Genomic DNA, 19,977 nt, shown 5'->3' on the forward strand with positions numbered 1-19,977 from the left:
GTGTTTAGTGGGATAAATAGTGTGCAAAAGCATCAGTTTTGGGGTTGGTAAAGCAGCTTGCATCGCCCATTTCAACGATATGCCCTTGTTCCATGTAAATGACTTTGGTTGCCACTTTCCGTGCCACAGCAACCTCATGAGTTACAATCACTTGCGTAATCCCCATGCCTTGCAATTCTTGAATAATTGATACAACTTGTGCAGTAATTGCAGGGTCGAGCGCAGCGGTAGGCTCATCGAATAGTAGAACTTGTGGTTTCATCATTAAAGCGCGAGCGATTGCCACACGCTGTTGCTGCCCGCCAGATAAATGTAAAGGGTAGCGATCAGCATGATCGTCAACACGCAAGCGTTTGAGTAAGCGTTGTGCACGTTCAACGGCATCAGCTTTACTCATTCCTAACACTTTCATTGGGGCTTCAATTAAATTTTGCATCACGGTGTAATGAGGCCAGAGATTATATTGCTGAAATACCATTCCCACATCAGTACGTAATTTACGGATTTTTTTCGGGTCAGTTTTAGCTAAACTTAAATCAAATTCATTGCCTGCAATGATAAGCCGTCCTGATGTTGGGATTTCAAGTAAATTGAGTGTACGGATCAAGGTGCTTTTTCCAGCACCGCTTGAGCCTAACAGCACAACAATATCACTACTTTTAGCGTCAAAATTAATATCAAAGAGGGCTTGCTTTTTGCCGTAGAAAAAATTGAGATTTTCGATGCGAATACTCATCGCGAATGCCTTTACTAATAAATGATGCTAAATAGTAATCACAAAAGTCATTTTATGCAAATAAATTTTCATAAAAAGGGTTAAAAATGGAATAAAAATTCATTTTATGGTATTTTAACTGAATGAATAGGCATTTGCTGTCTTTCTAGGTATAGGGCGTAATTCGCCCTATGTTTATTTTTCCATTTCAAATTCAATAAGCATCATTAAAATGTGAATAACTTTAATGTGAATTTCTTGAATGCGATCGGCATAACCAAAGTGCGGTACACGGATTTCCACATCAGCAAGCCCTGCCATTTTGCCCCCATCTTTGCCTGTTAAAGTGATCACTTTCATTCCTTTGGCTTTGGCGGCTTGAATGGCATTGAAAATATTGGTTGAATTGCCTGAGGTCGAAAGTCCAAACAGTACATCGCCTTTTTGACCAACAGCCTCAACATAGCGAGAGAATACATAATCATAGCCAAAATCATTGCTTACACAGCTTAAATGGCTGGGATCGGAAATCGCAATCGCTGGGTAGCCAGGGCGATTTTCACGGTAACGCCCAGTGAGCTCTTCAGCAAAATGCATAGCATCACAGTGCGATCCGCCGTTTCCACACGAAAGCACTTTTCCACCGTGTTTGAAACTGTCTGCCAGCAATTTGGCTGCACGTTCTATCTGTTCAATGTGTTTGTCGTCGTTTAAAAATGCGTTTAAAACATCGGCAGCTTGGGTTAATTCGGCTTTAATCTGATCAAAATACATATAATTCTCCTTTTGGAAAAACGTAATATGGTGCAGTGATACAATAACTTATTGCTTGAGTTTGTCCAGCAATTCTGTCACAAACTCAAGCCGCTCTTGTGCATTTTCCAGCGATAAAGTAAATCGGAATTTATGTGGACCATCAAAGCGATAGATGCCTTTATGTTGCCCAATTAACGCTAAAAATGGTTCTGGATCAAGTTCAACAGAGGGTTTAAATTCAATGTGTCCGCCTTGGGCGTAGGCTTCAATTTTTTGAATCCCCATAGGTTTAGCGTGCTGTCTAAGTTGTGCAATTTGCATGAGATTTTGGGCAGGTTGTGGCAGTGAACCAAAGCGATCGATCAATTCCACTTTCAATTCATTTAACGCTTGTGGCGAGTTTGCACTCGCAATGCGTTTGTAGAAGGAAAGGCGCATATTAACATCACCTAAATAATCATCAGGCAATAACGCTGGAATGCGTAAGTCAATTTCTACTTGCTGTGAAGTGAGTTCATCAAGGGTTGGCTCACGTCCATTTTTCAGTGCATCAACCGCACTTTCCAATAACTCCATATAAAGAGAAAAACCAATCGACTCAATTTGCCCACTTTGCTCAGCCCCTAAGAGTTCACCTGCGCCACGAATTTCTAAATCGTGTGTTGCAAGCACAAAACCTGCACCAAGGTTATCTAAATTTTCGAGTGCATCAAGTCGTTTGCGTGCATCGCTGGTCATGCGTTTAGGATGCGGAGTAAGCAAATAAGCATAGGCTTGGTGGTGAGAACGTCCAACACGCCCACGCAGTTGATGTAATTGTGCCAATCCAAATTTATCTGCACGCTCAATGATAATGGTGTTAGCTGTTGGTACGTCAATACCTGTTTCGATAATGGTAGAGCAGACAAGTAAGTTATACCGTTGATGGTAAAAATCACTCATCACACGTTCAAGATCACGCTCTCGCATTTGTCCATGCCCAATAACGATACGCGCTTCAGGAATTAACTCTGCAAGGGATTTTGCACAATTTTCAATGGTAGAAACATCGTTATGTAGATAATACACTTGTCCACCACGCAAAATTTCACGCAATACTGCCTCTCGAATGGTGAGCGGATCGCTTTGACGCACAAAGGTTTTAATGGTTAGCCGTCTTGCAGGTGGTGTTGAGATAATGGAGAGATCACGCATACCGCTCATCGCCATATTTAAAGTGCGGGGAATTGGTGTTGCTGTGAGCGTGAGAATGTCGACGTTAGCACGCAGTTGTTTGATTTTTTCTTTTTGACGCACGCCGAAACGGTGTTCTTCATCAACTACCAATAAGCCGAGTTGCTTAAATGTTACATCGGATTGCAATAATTTATGCGTGCCAATGAGAATATCAATTTTGCCTTCGGCTAAATCGGTTAAGATAGCTTTTTGCTCTTTAGCGGTTTTAAAGCGTGAAAGCACTTCTACATTTACGGGCAAATTCGCAAAGCGGTCATTAAAATTATCATAGTGCTGCTGTGCCAATAGGGTGGTTGGCACTAAAACAGCGACTTGGCGATTATTATTGACCGCCAAAAATGCAGCACGCATAGCCACTTCGGTTTTACCAAATCCGACATCCCCGCAGACTAAACGATCCATTGCTTTAGGTTGGCACATATCGCTGATTACGGCATTAATCGCCATGGCTTGATCGGCGGTTTCCTCAAAGGGGAATGTATCGCAAAATTGTTTAAATTCATCAGGGTTATACTCAAATGCGAAGCCCGTTTGTGTTTCTCGTTTGGCATATACATCTAATAGTTCTGCGGCAACATCACGGATTTTCTCTGCCGCACGATTTCGTGCTTTTACCCACGCATCACTACCCAGTTTATGCAGCGGAGCGTTTTCTTCATTGCCACCAACATAACGACTGAGTAAATGTAATGATGACACAGGCACATATAATTTTGCATCGTTGGCATATTCTAATAAGAGGTATTCCGCTAAAATGCCACCCGCTTTTAGCGTAGTTAATCCGCCGTAACGCCCAACACCGTGCTCTAAATGCACCACAGGCTGCCCAATTTTTAGCTCGGCTAAATGGCGAATCAGGGTATCAGGATTGATACTTTTTCGACTATCACGTTTGCGTTGTTGCACGCATTCGCCGAGTAAGTTGGTTTCGGTAATTAGGGCATAATAACCCGTGGCAATAAAACCGTTGTCCAGTTGCCCTATCACCAAATTGACCGCACTTTGGCATTCATTCACAGTGGCATAAAAGTGCGGTTTGAGTTTTAACGGTTTAAGTAAATCAAGCAACGTTTCACGTCGCCCTTCAGATTCCACAGAGAAAATAAGCTTGCCGTTAAATTGTTCGTGAAATTGGCGTAAGGCTTGTAGCGGTTCTTTATGTTGAGCTTGAATGGCAAGATTGGGCAATGGCTCTACGGCAAGGTTGTCTTGTTTGACTGATTTGCGCAGTTTGTCGTGGTGAAACGTGAGCAATGGATAGTGTTTTAAATGGCGGTTTACTTCATCAGGACGTAGCCATAATGCACTAGGTGCAAGAAGAGGGCGCATAGGGTCAATTTTACGGCTTTCAAAGCGTTGCTGTGCATCGCTGAAAAAACGCTCACTTTTTTCGCCACAGTTATGGTAATTGATAAATAATGTATTATCAGGTAGATAATCAAATAGTGTTGCCATCTGCTCGAAAAAGAGCGGTTGCCAATATTCAATCCCCGCAGCAAGAGTGCCTTTACTAATTTGTTGGTAAATATGTTCACTGTCGCGGCGAATGTCAAAATGTTCCCGAAATTGTGTGCGGAAAAGTTCAATCGCTTTGTCGTCTGTTGGAAACTCGTGCGCAGGTAGCAGATTAATTTGCTCAATTTTCTCAAGGCTGCGTTGTGAATCGACGTCAAATGTACGAATGGTGTCGATTTCATCATCAAAAAAGTCTAGCCGAAATGGCACCGCACTTCCCATTGGGAACAGATCTAACAGTGAGCCTCGAATGGCAAATTCCCCATGTTCTAGCACTTGTTCTACGGCACGGTACCCCGCACTTTCCAGTTTACGACGAAATTGTTCAATGTTGATTTTATCGTTTGGTTGAATTAAGAGAACATTATTTTGCAAAAAGTGCGGTGGGCATAGCCGTTGCATTAACGTATTGATTGGCAAAATAAAAATGCCATCATGGGCGTTTTGCAGAAAAAAGAGCGCACTTAAGCGTGCGGAAATAATGTCTTGGTGCGGTGAAAAACTGTCATAGGGTAAGGTTTCCCAGTCAGGGAAAAAGCACAGCGGTTTTGCGCTCAATGTGCGTAATTTTTTTTCGAGATTTAGGGCTGAACGCGTATCGGGTGTAACCACGACACACAAACCCGCATGTTGCTCTGCGATTTGTGTAATAGCAAGTATATCTGCATCACCAATATGGTTGCCTAAGCGTTTATGATCACCTGCTTGATTTGGCAGGGCAAGGGAAAATAATGCGTGCATAACGTTTGGATTAAAAAATAAAAACATAGTTTACCCAAGCACTTTAAGAAAAGCAAAGTACGGTTGTATTTATTCCGTTAAATCCAGCAACGCTGTGTTAGCGTGGCGAATAATTTGGTAAGAGGAATGCCAAGAAAGACAGCTATATTCTACACAATAAGTCTTGTGGGCTTTAATCGCAAGGCACGATTTTTATGGCTAAGCCGCCAGTTGCTGTTTCACGGTATTTGGCATTCATATCTTTGCCGGTTTCAAACATGGTTTCGATCACTTTATCTAGCGTTACCGAAGGACGGGTAGTGCGACGAAGTGCCATACGGCTGGCGTTGATTGCTTTGACCGCAGCAATGGCATTGCGTTCTATGCAAGGGACTTGCACTTGCCCGTTAACGGGATCACAGGTTAGCCCTAAATTGTGTTCCATGGCAATTTCCGCGGCAATACACACTTGCTCAGGACTGCCGCCTAAAATTTCAGTCAGTCCTGCGGCTGCCATAGAACAGGCCACGCCTACCTCACCTTGACACCCCACTTCTGCACCAGAGATTGAGGCATTCATTTTGTAGAGTGATCCGATAATACCACAGGTGAGTAAATAGCGTTCAATCAGTTCATCATTTACTGGGGATATAAATTGTTGGTAATAAGCAAATACCGCAGGCACAATGCCACATGCGCCATTGGTGGGTGCTGTAACCACGCGTCCGCCTGCTGCATTTTCTTCATTTACTGCAAGGGCAAACATATTGACCCAGTCAATAATCTTCATGGGATCATTGGAAAGCGTATTATTCGATTCTAGTAAGCGGCGAAGTGCGGTTGCACGTCGTGGTAGCTTTAATTTACCTGGTAAAATGCCTTCAGCGTGCATACCACGCTGCATACAGTCCCACATGGTTTGCCAAATATAGTGTAAATATTGTTTAACGTCTGATAGTGGGCGTAGCGCAGCCTCATTTTTGAGCATTAAGGTTGAGATCGCAAAGCCTTGCGTTTGGCAATGGGTGAGGATATCGTCAGCACTGTGGTAAGGATAGGGCACATCTTGAGGCGTATTATCAGCTTGATTGAAATGAGCCTCATCAACAATAAAACCACCGCCAATTGAATAATATGTTTGTGCATAGCATAACGTATCTTGCCGAAATGCTCGAAAGCGCATACCATTTTCGTGCAACGGTAAAAAAGTGGCGTGAAAGCGTAAATCTTGCTCAATGTTAAATGTAATGGTTTTGTGATGGGCAATCGGTAAGCGATGATCGCGTTTTAACGCTGCCATAAAGTGCGGTATTGCCTCAATATCAACGGTATCGGGCAAAGCCCCCGTCAGCCCCATAATAATGGCAATATCCGTGCTATGCCCAATGCCAGTAAAAGCCAATGAGCCGTAAACATCAACACAAATGCGGTCTATTTCAGATAGAAGATTTTGTGATAGTAATTCATCAAGAAATTGCTTGCCTGCTTTCATTGGGCCAACAGTGTGGGAGCTAGACGGTCCGATGCCGACCTTAAACATATCGAAAATACTGATCATAGTGTATCCAACTTAATTAGGTATTATTGTCTCCATCTCTGGATTTTTAGTCAGTTTGATGTGAGAAAAGTGCGGTATTGAGCCAGCAATTCAAGCAGATCATCGACACCGCAATATGCGATACTTTCGGCATGATAAAAGGCGAGATCGTCTGCTAACGTTGACGTGTGATCCTCACGTTCATCTTGCCAACAGTGATTAGCTTGAATACAGACATCACCTTGTTGCAGGGTCATTGTATATTCTGCACCAATAAGACGTGTTTCTTGCAATGACGTACGGTTTTGTTCTAATACATTAATGGTTGATTCGATCGCTGAGAGAGATTGCCCAAGTTCTGTATTCATCCAATGGGCAACCGCTTCGTGCTCAGTTGAACATTCTACAACGACAGTTTGGTTTTGATCACAATAAAATTGATAATCCATAACCTTGTTATGAGCTTAAATGCTAAATGATGAACCGCAACCACATGTTGTTGTCGCATTTGGATTATTCACAATAAAACGTGATCCTTCCAGACCTTCAGTATAATCTACAGTGCCGCCGATGAGATATTGCAAACTCATCGGGTCAACTACAAGCCCAACCCCATTTTTTTCGATAGTTAAATCGCCATCGTTGACTTTCTCATCAAATGTGAAGCCGTATTGAAAGCCACTGCAACCACCTCCGGTGATGTAAACACGCAGTTTTAGATTAGGATTTTCTTCATCGGCGATTAATGATTTAACCTTATTTGCCGCAGCGTCAGTAAATGTTAATGGAATTGCGTCGTTCATAGTCATTACTTCATTAAAAAAGGAATTTGCGGATTATACCACACTTTACCATAATCTGTTCAAGTGCATTTAATTTTGCGTTATACTTTTAAACGTGATTTATAAGCAAGGATCAGTATGGCTATTCCAATTCGTACAGAACAAGAACTCGAAAAAATTCGCATTGCGTGCCAACTGGCACAAGACGTATTGGTGATGATTGAACCGCATGTAAAAGCGGGCGTGAGCACAGGCGAGCTTGATAAACTTTGTCATGATTACATTTGTGATAAACAACAAGCAATCCCCGCGTGCTTAAACTATCATGGTTTCCCAAAATCGGTGTGTATTTCCATTAATGAAGTTGTGTGTCATGGCATTCCAAGTGAAGAACGCATCTTAAAAGATGGCGACATCGTCAATATTGACGTTACGGTGATTAAAGATGGCTATTTTGGCGATAATTCTAAAATGTATTTTGTTGGCGAGCCAACCATTAAAGGCAAACGCCTCTGTGAGGTTACCCAAGAGGCACTTTATAAAGCATTACACACCGTGCGAGCAGGTATTCGCTTAAATCAAATTGGCAAAGTTATTCAGCAATTTGTGGAAAGTAAAGGATATAGTGTAGTGCGTGAATATTGTGGCCATGGTGTCGGGAGTGAATTTCATTGCGAGCCGCAAGTCTTACATTATTACGCCGATGATGGTGGCGTGATTTTACAACCTGGTATGGTATTGACGATTGAGCCAATGGTGAATGCTGGACGCAAAGAAGTGCGGTTAATGGGCGATGGTTGGACAGTAAAAACGAAAGATCGCAGTCCATCTGCGCAATATGAGCACCAAATCGCTATTACCGACGACGGTTGTGAGATTTTGACCATTCGCGATGAAGAAATTGCCTCAGGGCGCATCGCTCGCATTATGCACAACGTATAATATGGTTACGGTTGGAGGCGTTAAAGCCGCGTTATCTACGCTGAAAGCGCAGGAAACGGAGCAATTAAAATATGCGCCGATAACCGCACTTTTGCATACTCGAACAGCATTTTTTGATCAGCTCATTGGTGATCTTTGGCAGCATTTGGGCTTTTCTGATCAGAGATTATGTGTAATGGCTGTGGGGGGATTTGGGCGGAAAGAAATGTTCCCCCATTCTGATTTGGATCTCTTATTACTCACGCAAACCGCACTTTGTGAGCAAGATCGTGCACGTTGGCAGCAGTTGGTGCAATTTCTATGGGATTGTGGCTTGAACGTTGGGCAGGCTGTGCGCACATTAAGGGAATGTGAGTGTGATGGCAAAGCCGACCTGAGCATTGCAACCACCTTTTTTGAAGCTCGCAGATTATGTGGCTCTCCACGCTTAGCGGAAGAACTTAACGCCTTGACACAACGCAGCGATTTCTGGACATTAGAGGCTTACTATAATGGGCGAATGGCAGAGCGTGAGCAGCGGTATCAGCGTTATCATAACACCAGTTATAATCTTGAGCCCGATGTAAAATACAGCCCAGGTGGCTTGCGGGATCTGCATTTATTAAGCTGGCTGACCCGTCGCCATAATGGCGATCAGAGTCTTGAGCAAATGTTGCAATCGGGCTTTATTTACCGCGAAGAATATGAATTATTACATCATGCACAACACTTTTTATTTAAAGTGCGGTTTGCGTTACATCTGTTATTAAAACGGGCTGATAATCGCTTATTATTTGCACATCAGTTGCGCGTATGTGAGCTTTTGGGTTTTGCACAGGCTGAAAATAATCGTGGGGTCGAAGCAATGATGCGTCACTATTTTCGCCATTCGCACGACGTTATGGTGCTTAGTCAAATGCTGTTGCAAGACTATTCTGAGCAATTTTTGCACCGCACTTTTACAGCAAACACGCAACGGCTTGATACGCATTTTCTTCTGCAAGATAACGCCATTAAGTTGCGTACGCCAACCTGTTTTGCTCAGTCACCTGACAGCATCATCACATTATTTCTGCATTTAACCACGCAGGAAAACCGATATATTCATGCCTCCACATTGCGCCAGTTACGTCGTACACTGTCACAACGCACGCAGTATTTAATCGAAAATCAAGCTGTTAGACAGGCCTTTGTTACGCTCCTCAACCAGCCGAATGCCATTGCAAGAGCATTGGTACCCATGCGTCAAGTTGGCGTGTTAAATGCCTATTTTAAGGCGTGGGATAACATTGAGGGATTGATGCAGTTTGATCTGTTTCATGCGTATACGGTGGATGAGCATACGCTGCGCGTTTTATTGAAACTGGAAGATTTTTTAACCCCAGAGGCTGAAGATAATCATCCACTTTGCGCAACGATTTTTCCCCATTTGCCTAATCGTGTGTTGCTCTATATTACCGCACTTTTTCACGATATTGCCAAAGGGCGAGGGGGCGATCATGCTGAGTTAGGTGCGATAGATGTCTATGATTTTGCCAAACAGCACTTTTTTAGTGAAAGCGATGCGGAAACGATGGCATGGCTGGTACAAAATCACTTGCTTATGTCAGTGACCGCACAACGACGTGATATTTACGATCCTGATGTCATCAATCAATTCGCACGCAAAGTTAAAACAAAAGTGCGGTTAGATTATCTGTTATGTTTGACGGTAGCCGATATTAGTGCGACGAATAATCAGCTGTGGAATAGCTGGAAACGCTCGCTTTTGCAAACCTTATATCAGTTCACGCTTAAGCAGTTAGCACAAGGGAGCGATGAGTTATTAGATGTATCAGAACAAGTGTTAAATCACCGTTTGCAGGCATTGGATTTATTATCTGATGCTATCCAAGCACAAACGTGCACACTGGCGCAAATTCATGCATTTTGGGCGCGTTGTCCGCAAGATTATTTTTTGCGGAATAATAGTGCGCAACTGGCGTGGCATATTCGTTTAATTACGCCTAAAAGCCAGCTTGTATGCAAAGTCAGCAACCGTTTCAGCAGCGGAGGCTCAGAGCTTTTTGTGTATTGCCCAGATCAGCCTTATGTGTTTAATAAAATTGCTCGCACGTTGGAAGCCAAAAAAGTTTCCATTCACGATGCCCAGATTATCACCAGTTCTGATGGGTATTGCTTAGACAGTTTTATTTTTACTGAGCATAATGGCGATCTTGCTCAATTTGAACGCAGGCGAGAGATTGAAAGTGCGGTCAAAGCAGCGTTAACAGGGGAGTATCAACCTTCTGTACCACGACAAAATCGGCAGCTTGAACACTTTTCTATTGCCACTCAAGTGCGGTTTTTACATCGTGATAAGGCTGATCAAACAGAAATTGAAATTTTCACATTAGATAAACCTGGGCTATTGGCACAGATTAGTGCCATTTTTAGCCAGCAGAATTTGAGCCTGATCAATGCGAAAATTATGACCATCGGTGAAAAAGCTGAAGACTTCTTTATTTTGCAAAACGCACAAGGCGTAGCACTAACACCAGAACAGTGTGAATGGCTTGAAACCGCACTTTATCACGCCTTAGACTAAAAACTACCAACGCTTAAATGGCTGGTGTCGTTACAACGTAACATTTTGAATGTGCCGTTAGCCTCAGGTGTAAGCTGCGTATAACGTACATGATTAATTGCGGTGTTTAATACCGAAAAACTTTGCGTAGGATCACGGTGCGTTTGCCAGCTTCCGCCTTGTAAACTATGGAGCAGCAAGCGTAAAGTATGCCCATGGGATACCAGCAAAATTGCACCATGTTGATGCTGATGAATAATCGTGTGCATGCAGCGTGTTACACGATGATAGAGTTGTTCAAAGGTTTCGCCACCATTAGTCGTGGCATGATAATGCATTGGATCCGTGCGCATTGCGTGAAATTCACTCAAGGCACTAAGCTGCGTGATGTGCTGCCCTTCCCAAGTGCCGAATGCCTGCTCATTTAATCCTGCCAATGTGATAATCGGCAAAGTGCGGTCGCCTATGATCAATTTTGCGGTATTGAAGGCTCGAGGCAATTCACTGCTGTATGCTGCAGTAAAGTCAATATCAGATAAGGCATCAGCGGTGGCTTTAGCACCTGCGATACCTGCCTTTGTTAATGGGGAATCGCCATGACCTTGCAGTAAGCCACGTTCATTCCATTCCGTTCGCCCGTGGCGAATAATATAAAAATCAAGCTGTTTGTACATCATTAAAGTAATGGGCTAAATAAAAAACAGATACGTTCGAGTAAGCGTTGATAAAGCGGGCGTTTTGCCCACTGTTGTTGTGCAAGAATGTGTGATTGGCTGATATAGTGCTGTTGTAAAGCATTAATCTCTTCTCCAAAGCGGAGGTCATCAACAATCATGGTCACTTCAAAATTCAGCATAAAACTGCGAGCATCCATATTAACGGTACCCACCAGTGCAAGGCGACGATCGATTAAAATGCTTTTCGTGTGTAACAATCCGCCATCAAATTGGTAAATATTCACGCCTGCACTTAATAATTCATCAAAAAAGGTACGACTTGCCCAATGCACCAAGAGCGAATTATTTTTTTTAGGCACAATTAAATTTACGCTAACACCGCGAATAGCGGCTGTGGCAAGACTGCTGGCAATAGTATGGCTGGGCACAAAATAAGGGGAGGTGATGGTAATGGATTCACGTGCAGAGCTGATTGCTAATAGCAATGATTGACTCATCATACTCTCTGAAAAGCCAGGACCTGACGGTAAAATTTGCACGCCATATGTGTCGCTTGGTTGTGTCGGCTTAAGTGGGCATTGTGGTAAAAGGGCAATCGCATTGCCTGTTTCCATTTGCCAATCAAGATTATGCACGCCTTGCAAAATTAACGCTACAGGTCCTTGCATGCGTACCATCATGTCCACCCATTGTCCTACATTGCTGTCAGTTTTAAAATAAAGGGGATCAACCATATTCATGCTCCCTGTATAAGCAATGTAATCGTCAATAACCACGATTTTACGGTGTTGACGCAAGTCTGCACGACGGAAAAACATGCGGATAAGATTGGCGTGTAACGCTTCTTCAATTTGAACTCCAGCACGACGCATTTGTCGGCAACGTTGGCTGTGCAAAAAAGCGTTACTTCCCACTGAATCAAGCAGTAATTGCACTTTCACGCCACGGGCAACCGCACTTTCAAGGGCTCGATTAATTTCTTCGACCCATCCTTGTTTTGCCCAGATGTAAAATGTCATTGAAATGCTATGCTGCGCCTGCTGAATATCGTTTAAGAGATGTTCAAAAATCGTCGGTGGTGTGCTGAGAATATGCAGTTCATTGCCCAACACGCAAGGAATACCTAACGCTTTTCGGCTTAACGCAAAGAGCGGTTTGAACCGTAAATGCTCGTGGCGTAATGTGAGATTAGAGCACTCATCAAAGCTATGAAACCATTCTTGATAACGTGGGGTAAGCCTTTTAAAGGCTTCCGCGCGTCGTCGCCCTAATTTAATTTCGCCTAAAATTAAATAGGCAATAATGCCAAAAATAGGAATGATAAAAATGATCAAAAACCAGGCTAATGTCACAGAAACAGCTTGCTTTTTAAAGGCTAAGCGTGCAGTAATGCCGATACCTAAAACCCAAATTAAGGCAGGAATAAAAAGGCTTAAAATTTGCGAAATAGAGCTATTCATACTATATTTTATCTTTTCAATTACGCACTGTGCGACAACGTATGACAACATCTTTTCATATTGTCTATCAACACCACGATTTCCTTGTATTGAACAAGCCTTCGGCATTGTCAGTACACAAAGACAACCAAGAATATGGGTTACTTGAGCAACTTGCTCAAGCCACCGGATATAAAAAATTGTGGCTCGTGCATCGCCTTGATAAAGCCACATCGGGCTTGCTGATTTTGGCAAAATCGGCACAAAGTGCGGCGACATTTCAGCAACTATTTGCCCAAAAAGCAATAACGAAGCATTATATCGCACTTGCACAGGGTAAACCAAAGAAAAAACAAGGCTTAATTGTGGGCGATATGCAAAAAGCACGCAATGGCAGTTGGCGGTTAAGTCTGGAGCGTAACAATCCCGCCATTACACGCTTTTATAGTGTTTCTGTTGCACCGCACTTGAGGCTCTATCATCTTTTGCCAAAAACAGGAAAAACGCACCAATTACGGGTGGCGATGAAAAGTTTAGGTGTGCCGATTTTAGGAGACGAACGTTACGGCGGCGAGTGTGCAGACCGCACTTATCTACATGCCTATTGTTTGCAATTTGAGTATAATGGGCAAAAAATTGAAGTGCGTTGCAATCCAACCTGCGGGCAATGGTTTAGCAATACACAAGTGCAGCAAGCCATTGCTGATTTGGCGATAACATAAACGAGGGAACTATGCGTTGGCGAGGAAGACGAGAAAGTCGCAATATTGATGACAGACGTGGACAAGGTGGTGGCTTTATCGGTGGGGGTAAAGGCGGCATTGTTGGGCTGATTATTGTATTGGTGGGGGCGTATTATGGTGTGGATCTTTCAGGGCTAGTAAGCGGTTTTGATAGTGAACAGCCACCGTCAGCCCAGTACACACCAACAGCACAAGAGCAAGAACTGGCACAGTTTTCAAAAGTTGTGCTGGCGGACACCGAAGATGTATGGGGTGGCTATTTTCGCCAATTAGGGCAACGTTATAGCCCGCCAACGATGGTGCTTTACACGCGCGCCACATCGACGGCATGCGGTACTGGGCAGGCAGCAATGGGGCCGTTTTATTGTCCAGAAGATCATCGTGTTTATCTGGATTTGTCATTTTATCAAGATATGCAACACAAATTGAAAGCGTCTGGCGATGCCGCATTTGCCTATGTGATTGCACACGAGGTCGGGCATCACGTACAAAATTTGCTTGGTATTTTACCTAAAGCGCATCAAGCGATGCAACGCAGTGCTAGCCAAGCGGCAGCAAATCAGATCTCGGTTAAACTGGAGTTACAAGCGGATTGCTTTGCAGGGGTATGGGGGCATTATGCCAACCAACAAGGCATTATGGAGCCTGGCGATTTAGAAGAGGCTATGAATGCTGCCCAAGCCGTAGGTGATGATCGCTTGCAAAAACAACATCAAGGTTATGTTGTGCCAGACAGTTTCACCCATGGCAGTGCTAAGCAGCGTATGTATTGGTTAAAACGCGGACTGGAACATGGCGATATTCGCCAATGTAATACATTTGATGAGTAAAAGTAAAAGTAAAAGTGCGGTTCAACCGCACTTTTTAATGATCTTCCGCCAAAAAGCCACCACTTTGATGTGCCCAAAGTTTGGCGTAAACACCATTTCTGGCGAGCAGTTCACTGTGCGTACCTTGCTCAATAATCTGACCTTGATCCATCACGATAAGCCTGTCCATTGCAGCAATGGTAGAAAGGCGATGGGCGATGGCAATAACCGTTTTACCTTGCATGAGTTTTTCCAGATTTTCTTGAATGGCAATTTCCACTTCGCTATCAAGTGCACTGGTTGCCTCATCCAGTAAGAGAATCGGCGCATCTTTCAGCATCACGCGTGCAATTGCAATGCGTTGGCGTTGCCCGCCTGAAAGTTTCACACCACGTTCACCGACATGGGCATCATAACCTGTACGCCCTTGCGCATCACTTAAATGTGGAATAAAACTGTCTGCAGCGGCTTTTTGGGCGGCTAGATACATCTCTTCGTCACTGGCTTCTGGGCGGCCATAGACAATATTTTCCCTCACAGAGCGGTGCAACAGTGAGGTATCTTGGGTGACTAAGCCAATTTGTGCGCGTAAACTTTCTTGAGTAACGGCGTTGATATTTTGCCCATCAATGAGAATTTCACCGCCATTGACATCATAAAAACGCAATAATAAATTGGTTAACGTTGATTTTCCTGCCCCTGAACGCCCCACTAACCCGACTTTTTCGCCAGGTTTGATGTGTAAATTGAAATGTGAAAGCAAGGTACGATGCGTGTCATAATGAAACGATACATCGTTGAACTGAATATCACCACCTGTTACCACGAGTGGTTGGGCATTAGGCGCATCCAGTACCGTGTGAGGCTTGCTTAAGGTCGAGATACCATCTTTGACTGTACCAAGATTTTCAAAGAGTCTTGCTGCTTCCCACATCATCCAATGTGAAAGCCCGCTGACGCGTAACGCCATCGCTGTTGCAGCAGCCACTACACCAACATTGACCGCACTTTGATACCATAACCAGATACCAATTGCAGCGGTGCTGGCTGCCAGCGATGTGTTTAAAATATGATTGCACACTTCAAGGCGACTGACTAAACGCATCTGAGCATGTACTGTGAGCATAAATGATTGCATTGAGGCTTTGGCATATTGCGATTCACGTCGGCCATGGGAAAAGAGTTTTACCGTAGCAATATTCGCATAAGCATCCGTTACACGCCCTGTCATCAACGAACGTGCGTCTGCTTGCTCGCTTGCCGTTTTGGCAAGGCGAGGGACAAAATAGATCATCATTATACCAAAGAGCACTAACCAGCTTATAAAAGGCACAATCAACCAGCCATCGAATTGCAGTAAAATGACCCCACTGGAAATAAAATATACGGCAACGTAAACCACCATATCTGCACAGACCATAACGGTATCACGCACGGCAAGTGCGGTTTGCATCACTTTAGCGGATACACGTCCTGCAAATTCATCTTGGTAAAAGGCTAAACTTTGCCCCAACATTAAACGGTGAAAATTCCAGCGTAAACGCATCGGAAACACGCCTTGCAATGTTTGAAAATGGATCATGCTGAGTAAACTTAACCAAATTGGGCTTAAAAGTAGCATAATGCCAATTGCCCAGAGGCTTGTGCTATGTTCACTTAAGAAAGTTGCTGGCGTTGATTGCCCCAACCAATCCACAAGTAGTCCCATAATTTTAAAGAGCATTGCCTCAAATATTCCCATCCCAATATTGAGGATAACTAATGCCAATAGCCACCAACGTAATCCGTTTAAGCCAGACCAAATAAAGGAAAATACGCCACTTTTGGGTGTTTGAGGCGCACTGTCAGGATAGGGATCAATACGATTTTCAAAAAAAGTAAAAATGCGATTAAACATTATTCAACTGCCTTAATGTGAATTTGATTTTGTGTTGTGTAATCTTCTTGCGCTTCTTCATCGATAAAAGGGGTAAAGTGCGGTTTATCAAAGGCAATGTCGCCTTCGCCTTCAAATTGAGTATCTTGTGTTAGTGTGGAGAACGGAAACACTGTGGTATCACACAGATGTGACAATGTCACATTTTGCATGGCTCTAAACATACTTTCAAGTCGCCTAGGGTGCGATTTGTCCCAACGTTGCAGCATTTCTTTCACAACTTGGCGTTGCAAATTAGGCTGTGAACCGCATAGATTGCACGGAATAATTGGAAATTGTTTAATCTCGGCATAGCGAATAATATCTTTTTCTTTGCAATATGCCAGCGGGCGAATAACGATATGCTTGCCATCATCACTTAATAATTTTGGCGGCATGCTTTCCATTTTTCCACCATAAAACATATTTAAAAAAAGTGTTTCTAGCATATCATCACGGTGATGCCCCAGTGCAATTTTCGTTGCCCCTAACTCTGTGGCTGTACGATACAAAATACCACGTCGCAGACGTGAACAAAGCGAACATGTGGTTTTACCCTCGGGGATTTTCTCTTTGACAATCCCGTAGGTATTTTCTTCTACGATGCGATATTCAACCCCAATGTCTTCTAGATAGCGTGGCAATACCTCTTCAGGAAATCCAGGTTGTTTTTGATCAAGATTCACGGCAATAATATCAAAATGAATCGGGGCATTAAGACGCAAATTCAGTAAAATATCAAGCAGGGTATAGCTGTCTTTACCACCAGAAAGGCAAACCATCACTTTGTCGCCATTTTCAATCATATTGAAATCAGCAATTGCATTGCCTACATTGCGACGCAGGCGTTTATGGAGTTTATTGGCATTGTAAGTTTGTTTTTGTTGTTGCTTGGAAGGCATAGTATTTTGCATAAAATAGCCCAAAAGATAAAAATTGCGCATAGGATACTGACTAATCCGCTTTTTGGCTAGTCTTTCCCTTGTTTTTGTCTAGTTTTTACCGCCAAAAGCTCTTATAATTTGAGGTTTAAATGATGTTTACTCCGACGATGAGATGATGGCTTTTGTTAACCGCACTTTGGTTTTTTGTGGCGTATTTTTTTGTCTTCCCCCTGTTTATGCCCAGTATTGTCCAATCTATGCCTCTATTTCAGGCAAGCAGGAGTATGTTGGTGAAATTAAGCAGGGGCAGTCGCTTTTGAATAAAGGGGAAAGTGCGGATAAGCAGATAATTGCTTTTGGTAATGGGGTGGCATTTACCCCAAAACACTGCGTGGGAAGTGAGCAAAAAGTTAATCATGTGCAAAACGTGACGGATTATGTCATTACGCATAAAGTCACAACGGTTTATCAAATGCCTGATCTTGCATCGCCTCAACTTGCGTTGCTCAATGCAGGCTTGCGTTATCCCATTGTGGGAAAGGCACAAGGTGCGTTTTACCCGATCCAATTTGCAGGCAAGCGTGCATTTTTACATAAAAGTGCGGTTGAGCTGGATAACGGCATTCCCGTATTGACTTATCATCATTTGCTGAAAGAGCAAGAAAATACCCGCTTTCAGCATACATCTACAACAACATCGGTTAGGGCTTTTCGCCACCAGATGCACTTGCTCAAAGCATTAGGTTATCACACGATTTCTTTGTATGATTTGGAAGGCTATTTACATGCTACGAAAAACCTACCTGCAAAAGCAGTTGTCTTGACATTTGATGATGGTTTGGAGTCGGTACATCGTTATGCGTATCCGATTTTGCAACAATTACATATAAAGGCAACTATTTTTATCATTACTTCACGTTTGAAATATACGCCACAAAAATGGAATCCTGACCAGTTGCAATTTATTAATCGTCATGATTTGCGCAAAATGCAGTCAGTATTTGATGTGCAAAGCCATACTCATTTTTTACATCGCTACGCTAAATTACGTCCTGTTATTTTTCAGCGTAATTACCATAATATCTTTATGGATTTAAAGCGAGCACGCCAAATTTTGCACGGCTTTAATCCGCATGCAGATTTTTTAGCATATCCTTTTGGGGCTCATAATGAAACCGCTCGCCGTGCTGCGAAAGCAGCTGGAATTCGTATGGCGTTTACCACTAAAATAGGCAAAGTGCGGTTTGGTGATGACCCATACCAACTGAAACGGTTGTATCTTTTAAAAAATGATAGCGATGATTATATTATCGAAAAATTGGCACACTAATTTGGCGATTTTTGGCTGTTGTTGTGTGAAAATTAAGTTATAATCAAGAACTTTAAAGCATTTTAATTACTATTAATGCGAGTTAATTTTATGACAGAAACAGCGCAAACCATTCCTGAACTGGTTAACTGGGCAAAACAGCGTGAGTTCTCCCTGCAACTTTCCACCGAGCGTTTAGCATTTTTGCTCGCCATTGCGATTTATAATAATGAACGAATTGATGGTGAAATGATCGAACACGATTTAGTTGACCTATTTCGCTTGGTATCGCAACAGTTTGGACAAGCGGAAGAAAGTGTAATTCAACGTGCGAATAATGCCATTAATGATCTGGTTAAACAACGTTTTTTAAATCGGTTTAGTAGTGAGTTTACGGAAGGATTGTCCATTTATCGCTTAACGCCATTGGGGGTGGGGATATCGGATTATTATATTCGCCAGCGTGAGTTTTCAACATTACGTTTATCGGTGCAACTTTCCATTGTGGCCGATGAAATTCAACGTGCATCTAGCGCGGCGGAAGAGAATGGTGATGAATTGCACTGGCGACGGAATGTATATGCGCCATTGAAATACTCCGTGGCAGAGATTTTCGACAGTATTGATCTTTCACAGCGTATAATGGATGAAAATCAACATGGTATTAAAGAGCAAATTGCGCAGCTTTTAACGCAGGATTGGCAAACCGCACTTTCGAGTTGTGAGCAGTTGCTTGATGAAACATCGGGTAATTTACGCGAATTACAAGATACCTTAAGTGCGGCAGGTGATAAACTGCAAGCGCAATTATTACGCATTCAAGATTGTATCATTGGGCGTGAGGAGCTTGATTTTGTCGCTCAACTTGTCATTAATTTGCAGGCGAAATTAGATCGTATTATCAGTTGGGGGCAACAAGCGATTGATTTATGGATTGGTTATGATCGCCATGTGCATAAATTTATTCGTACCGCAATTGATATGGATAAAAATCGTGTATTTTCACGTCGTTTGCGTCAGTCCATTCACAATTATTTTGATGCGCCATGGTATTTATGGGTTACGCAGGCACAACGTTTGATCGATTTGCGTGACGAAGAGGTGGCATTAAGTGAGGAAGATGCACTTGGTGAATTGCCAACTGAGCTGGAATTTGAGTCGTTAAGTGATCTACATGAGCATATTGTGGAGCAGATGCAAACACTGTTAATTAGCTATCGAGAGAACGAAAAACCTATTGATTTGGGACAAATTCTGCGTGATCAGCTTGCCAAACAACCACTGTCTCGTCATTTTGATGTGGCGCGTATTATTGTTGATCAAGCGATCAAATTGGGTATGGCAAGTGATGACTTAAGTGCGGTTAAAACGCCGCAGTGGCAAAATATCAATAATTATGGTGCACAAGTGCAAGCACATGTGATCGACAAATATAAATAAGAAGGTTTGTAAT

The 19,977-nt window shown here is 43.0% G+C and carries 16 protein-coding genes; 6 read left to right on the top strand and 10 right to left on the bottom strand.

The window, feature by feature from the left end; translation table 11 throughout:
• Positions 1-4 precede the first annotated feature (4 nt).
• The 6 genes from artP to erpA form a co-directional block, all read right to left on the bottom strand.
• Complete coding sequence (gene artP / locus HPC40_RS03270; protein ID WP_208118056.1) at positions 5-736, bottom strand: arginine ABC transporter ATP-binding protein ArtP; 732 nt, start codon at positions 734-736, stop codon at positions 5-7.
• A gap of 174 nt (positions 737-910) precedes the next feature.
• Positions 911-1,489 carry a D-sedoheptulose 7-phosphate isomerase gene (gene lpcA, locus HPC40_RS03275; RefSeq protein ID WP_208118057.1) on the bottom strand — a complete coding sequence of 193 codons (579 nt, stop codon included), beginning with the start codon at positions 1,487-1,489 and terminating at the stop codon, positions 911-913.
• 48 nt (positions 1,490-1,537) lie between these two features.
• On the bottom strand, positions 1,538-4,990 hold the full coding sequence (gene mfd, locus HPC40_RS03280; RefSeq protein WP_235972292.1) for a transcription-repair coupling factor: 3,453 nt from the start codon (positions 4,988-4,990) through the stop codon (positions 1,538-1,540).
• 145 nt (positions 4,991-5,135) lie between these two features.
• Positions 5,136-6,500, bottom strand: coding sequence for an L-serine ammonia-lyase (locus tag HPC40_RS03285; RefSeq protein WP_208118058.1), 1,365 nt, complete (start codon positions 6,498-6,500; stop codon positions 5,136-5,138).
• Positions 6,501-6,550: 50 nt separating this feature from the next.
• Positions 6,551-6,928, bottom strand: coding sequence for a YacL family protein (locus tag HPC40_RS03290; protein WP_208118059.1), 378 nt, complete (start codon positions 6,926-6,928; stop codon positions 6,551-6,553).
• 15 nt (positions 6,929-6,943) lie between these two features.
• A complete protein-coding gene (gene erpA / locus HPC40_RS03295) occupies positions 6,944-7,288 on the bottom strand; it encodes an iron-sulfur cluster insertion protein ErpA (RefSeq protein WP_208118060.1) in 345 nt (114 codons plus the stop codon).
• A 111-nt stretch (positions 7,289-7,399) separates the two neighbouring features.
• Between erpA and map the strand changes: the two genes are divergently transcribed.
• Positions 7,400-8,203, top strand: a complete 804-nt coding sequence (gene map, locus HPC40_RS03300; RefSeq protein ID WP_208118061.1) for a type I methionyl aminopeptidase — start codon at positions 7,400-7,402, stop codon at positions 8,201-8,203.
• Positions 8,154-10,769 carry a bifunctional uridylyltransferase/uridylyl-removing protein GlnD gene (gene glnD / locus HPC40_RS03305; RefSeq protein WP_208118062.1) on the top strand — a complete coding sequence of 872 codons (2,616 nt, stop codon included), beginning with the start codon at positions 8,154-8,156 and terminating at the stop codon, positions 10,767-10,769. Before map ends, glnD begins: the two co-directional genes overlap by 50 nt.
• Here glnD and HPC40_RS03310 read toward each other — a convergent pair.
• Together HPC40_RS03310 and cls are read right to left on the bottom strand one after the other, a co-directional pair.
• Positions 10,766-11,422 carry a histidine phosphatase family protein gene (locus tag HPC40_RS03310; protein WP_208118303.1) on the bottom strand — a complete coding sequence of 219 codons (657 nt, stop codon included), beginning with the start codon at positions 11,420-11,422 and terminating at the stop codon, positions 10,766-10,768. The genes glnD and HPC40_RS03310 overlap by 4 nt on opposite strands.
• A 2-nt stretch (positions 11,423-11,424) precedes the next feature.
• Positions 11,425-12,885, bottom strand: a complete 1,461-nt coding sequence (cls, locus tag HPC40_RS03315; protein WP_208118063.1) for a cardiolipin synthase — start codon at positions 12,883-12,885, stop codon at positions 11,425-11,427.
• A gap of 41 nt (positions 12,886-12,926) precedes the next feature.
• On the opposite strand from cls, the gene HPC40_RS03320 reads away from it, so the two are divergent.
• Together HPC40_RS03320 and ypfJ are read left to right on the top strand one after the other, a co-directional pair.
• Positions 12,927-13,586 (top strand): TIGR01621 family pseudouridine synthase, encoded by a 660-nt coding sequence (locus HPC40_RS03320; RefSeq protein ID WP_208118064.1) that lies wholly within the window; start codon positions 12,927-12,929, stop codon positions 13,584-13,586.
• 11 nt (positions 13,587-13,597) lie between these two features.
• The gene (gene ypfJ / locus HPC40_RS03325) at positions 13,598-14,437 is read left to right on the top strand and encodes a KPN_02809 family neutral zinc metallopeptidase (protein ID WP_208118065.1); all 840 of its coding nucleotides are present in this window, start codon (positions 13,598-13,600) and stop codon (positions 14,435-14,437) included.
• 34 nt (positions 14,438-14,471) lie between these two features.
• Here ypfJ and HPC40_RS03330 read toward each other — a convergent pair whose 3' ends face one another.
• Both HPC40_RS03330 and ttcA read right to left on the bottom strand, forming a co-directional pair.
• The gene (locus HPC40_RS03330) at positions 14,472-16,313 is read right to left on the bottom strand and encodes an ABC transporter ATP-binding protein (RefSeq protein WP_208118066.1); all 1,842 of its coding nucleotides are present in this window, start codon (positions 16,311-16,313) and stop codon (positions 14,472-14,474) included.
• Positions 16,313-17,245 (bottom strand): tRNA 2-thiocytidine(32) synthetase TtcA, encoded by a 933-nt coding sequence (ttcA, locus tag HPC40_RS03335; RefSeq protein WP_208118067.1) that lies wholly within the window; start codon positions 17,243-17,245, stop codon positions 16,313-16,315. Before ttcA ends, HPC40_RS03330 begins: the two co-directional genes overlap by 1 nt.
• 142 nt (positions 17,246-17,387) lie before the next feature.
• Here ttcA and HPC40_RS03340 point away from each other — a divergent pair, with 142 nt between their 5' ends.
• The gene (locus HPC40_RS03340; RefSeq protein WP_208118068.1) at positions 17,388-18,545 is read left to right on the top strand and encodes a polysaccharide deacetylase family protein; all 1,158 of its coding nucleotides are present in this window, start codon (positions 17,388-17,390) and stop codon (positions 18,543-18,545) included.
• A gap of 90 nt (positions 18,546-18,635) precedes the next feature.
• On the top strand, positions 18,636-19,964 hold the full coding sequence (mukF, locus tag HPC40_RS03345) for a chromosome partition protein MukF (RefSeq protein ID WP_208118069.1): 1,329 nt from the start codon (positions 18,636-18,638) through the stop codon (positions 19,962-19,964).
• Positions 19,965-19,977: the final 13 nt, after the last annotated feature.

This window comes from Spirabiliibacterium falconis (assembly GCF_014885015.1).
Taxonomy (GTDB): Bacteria; Pseudomonadota; Gammaproteobacteria; order Enterobacterales; family Pasteurellaceae; genus Spirabiliibacterium; species Spirabiliibacterium falconis.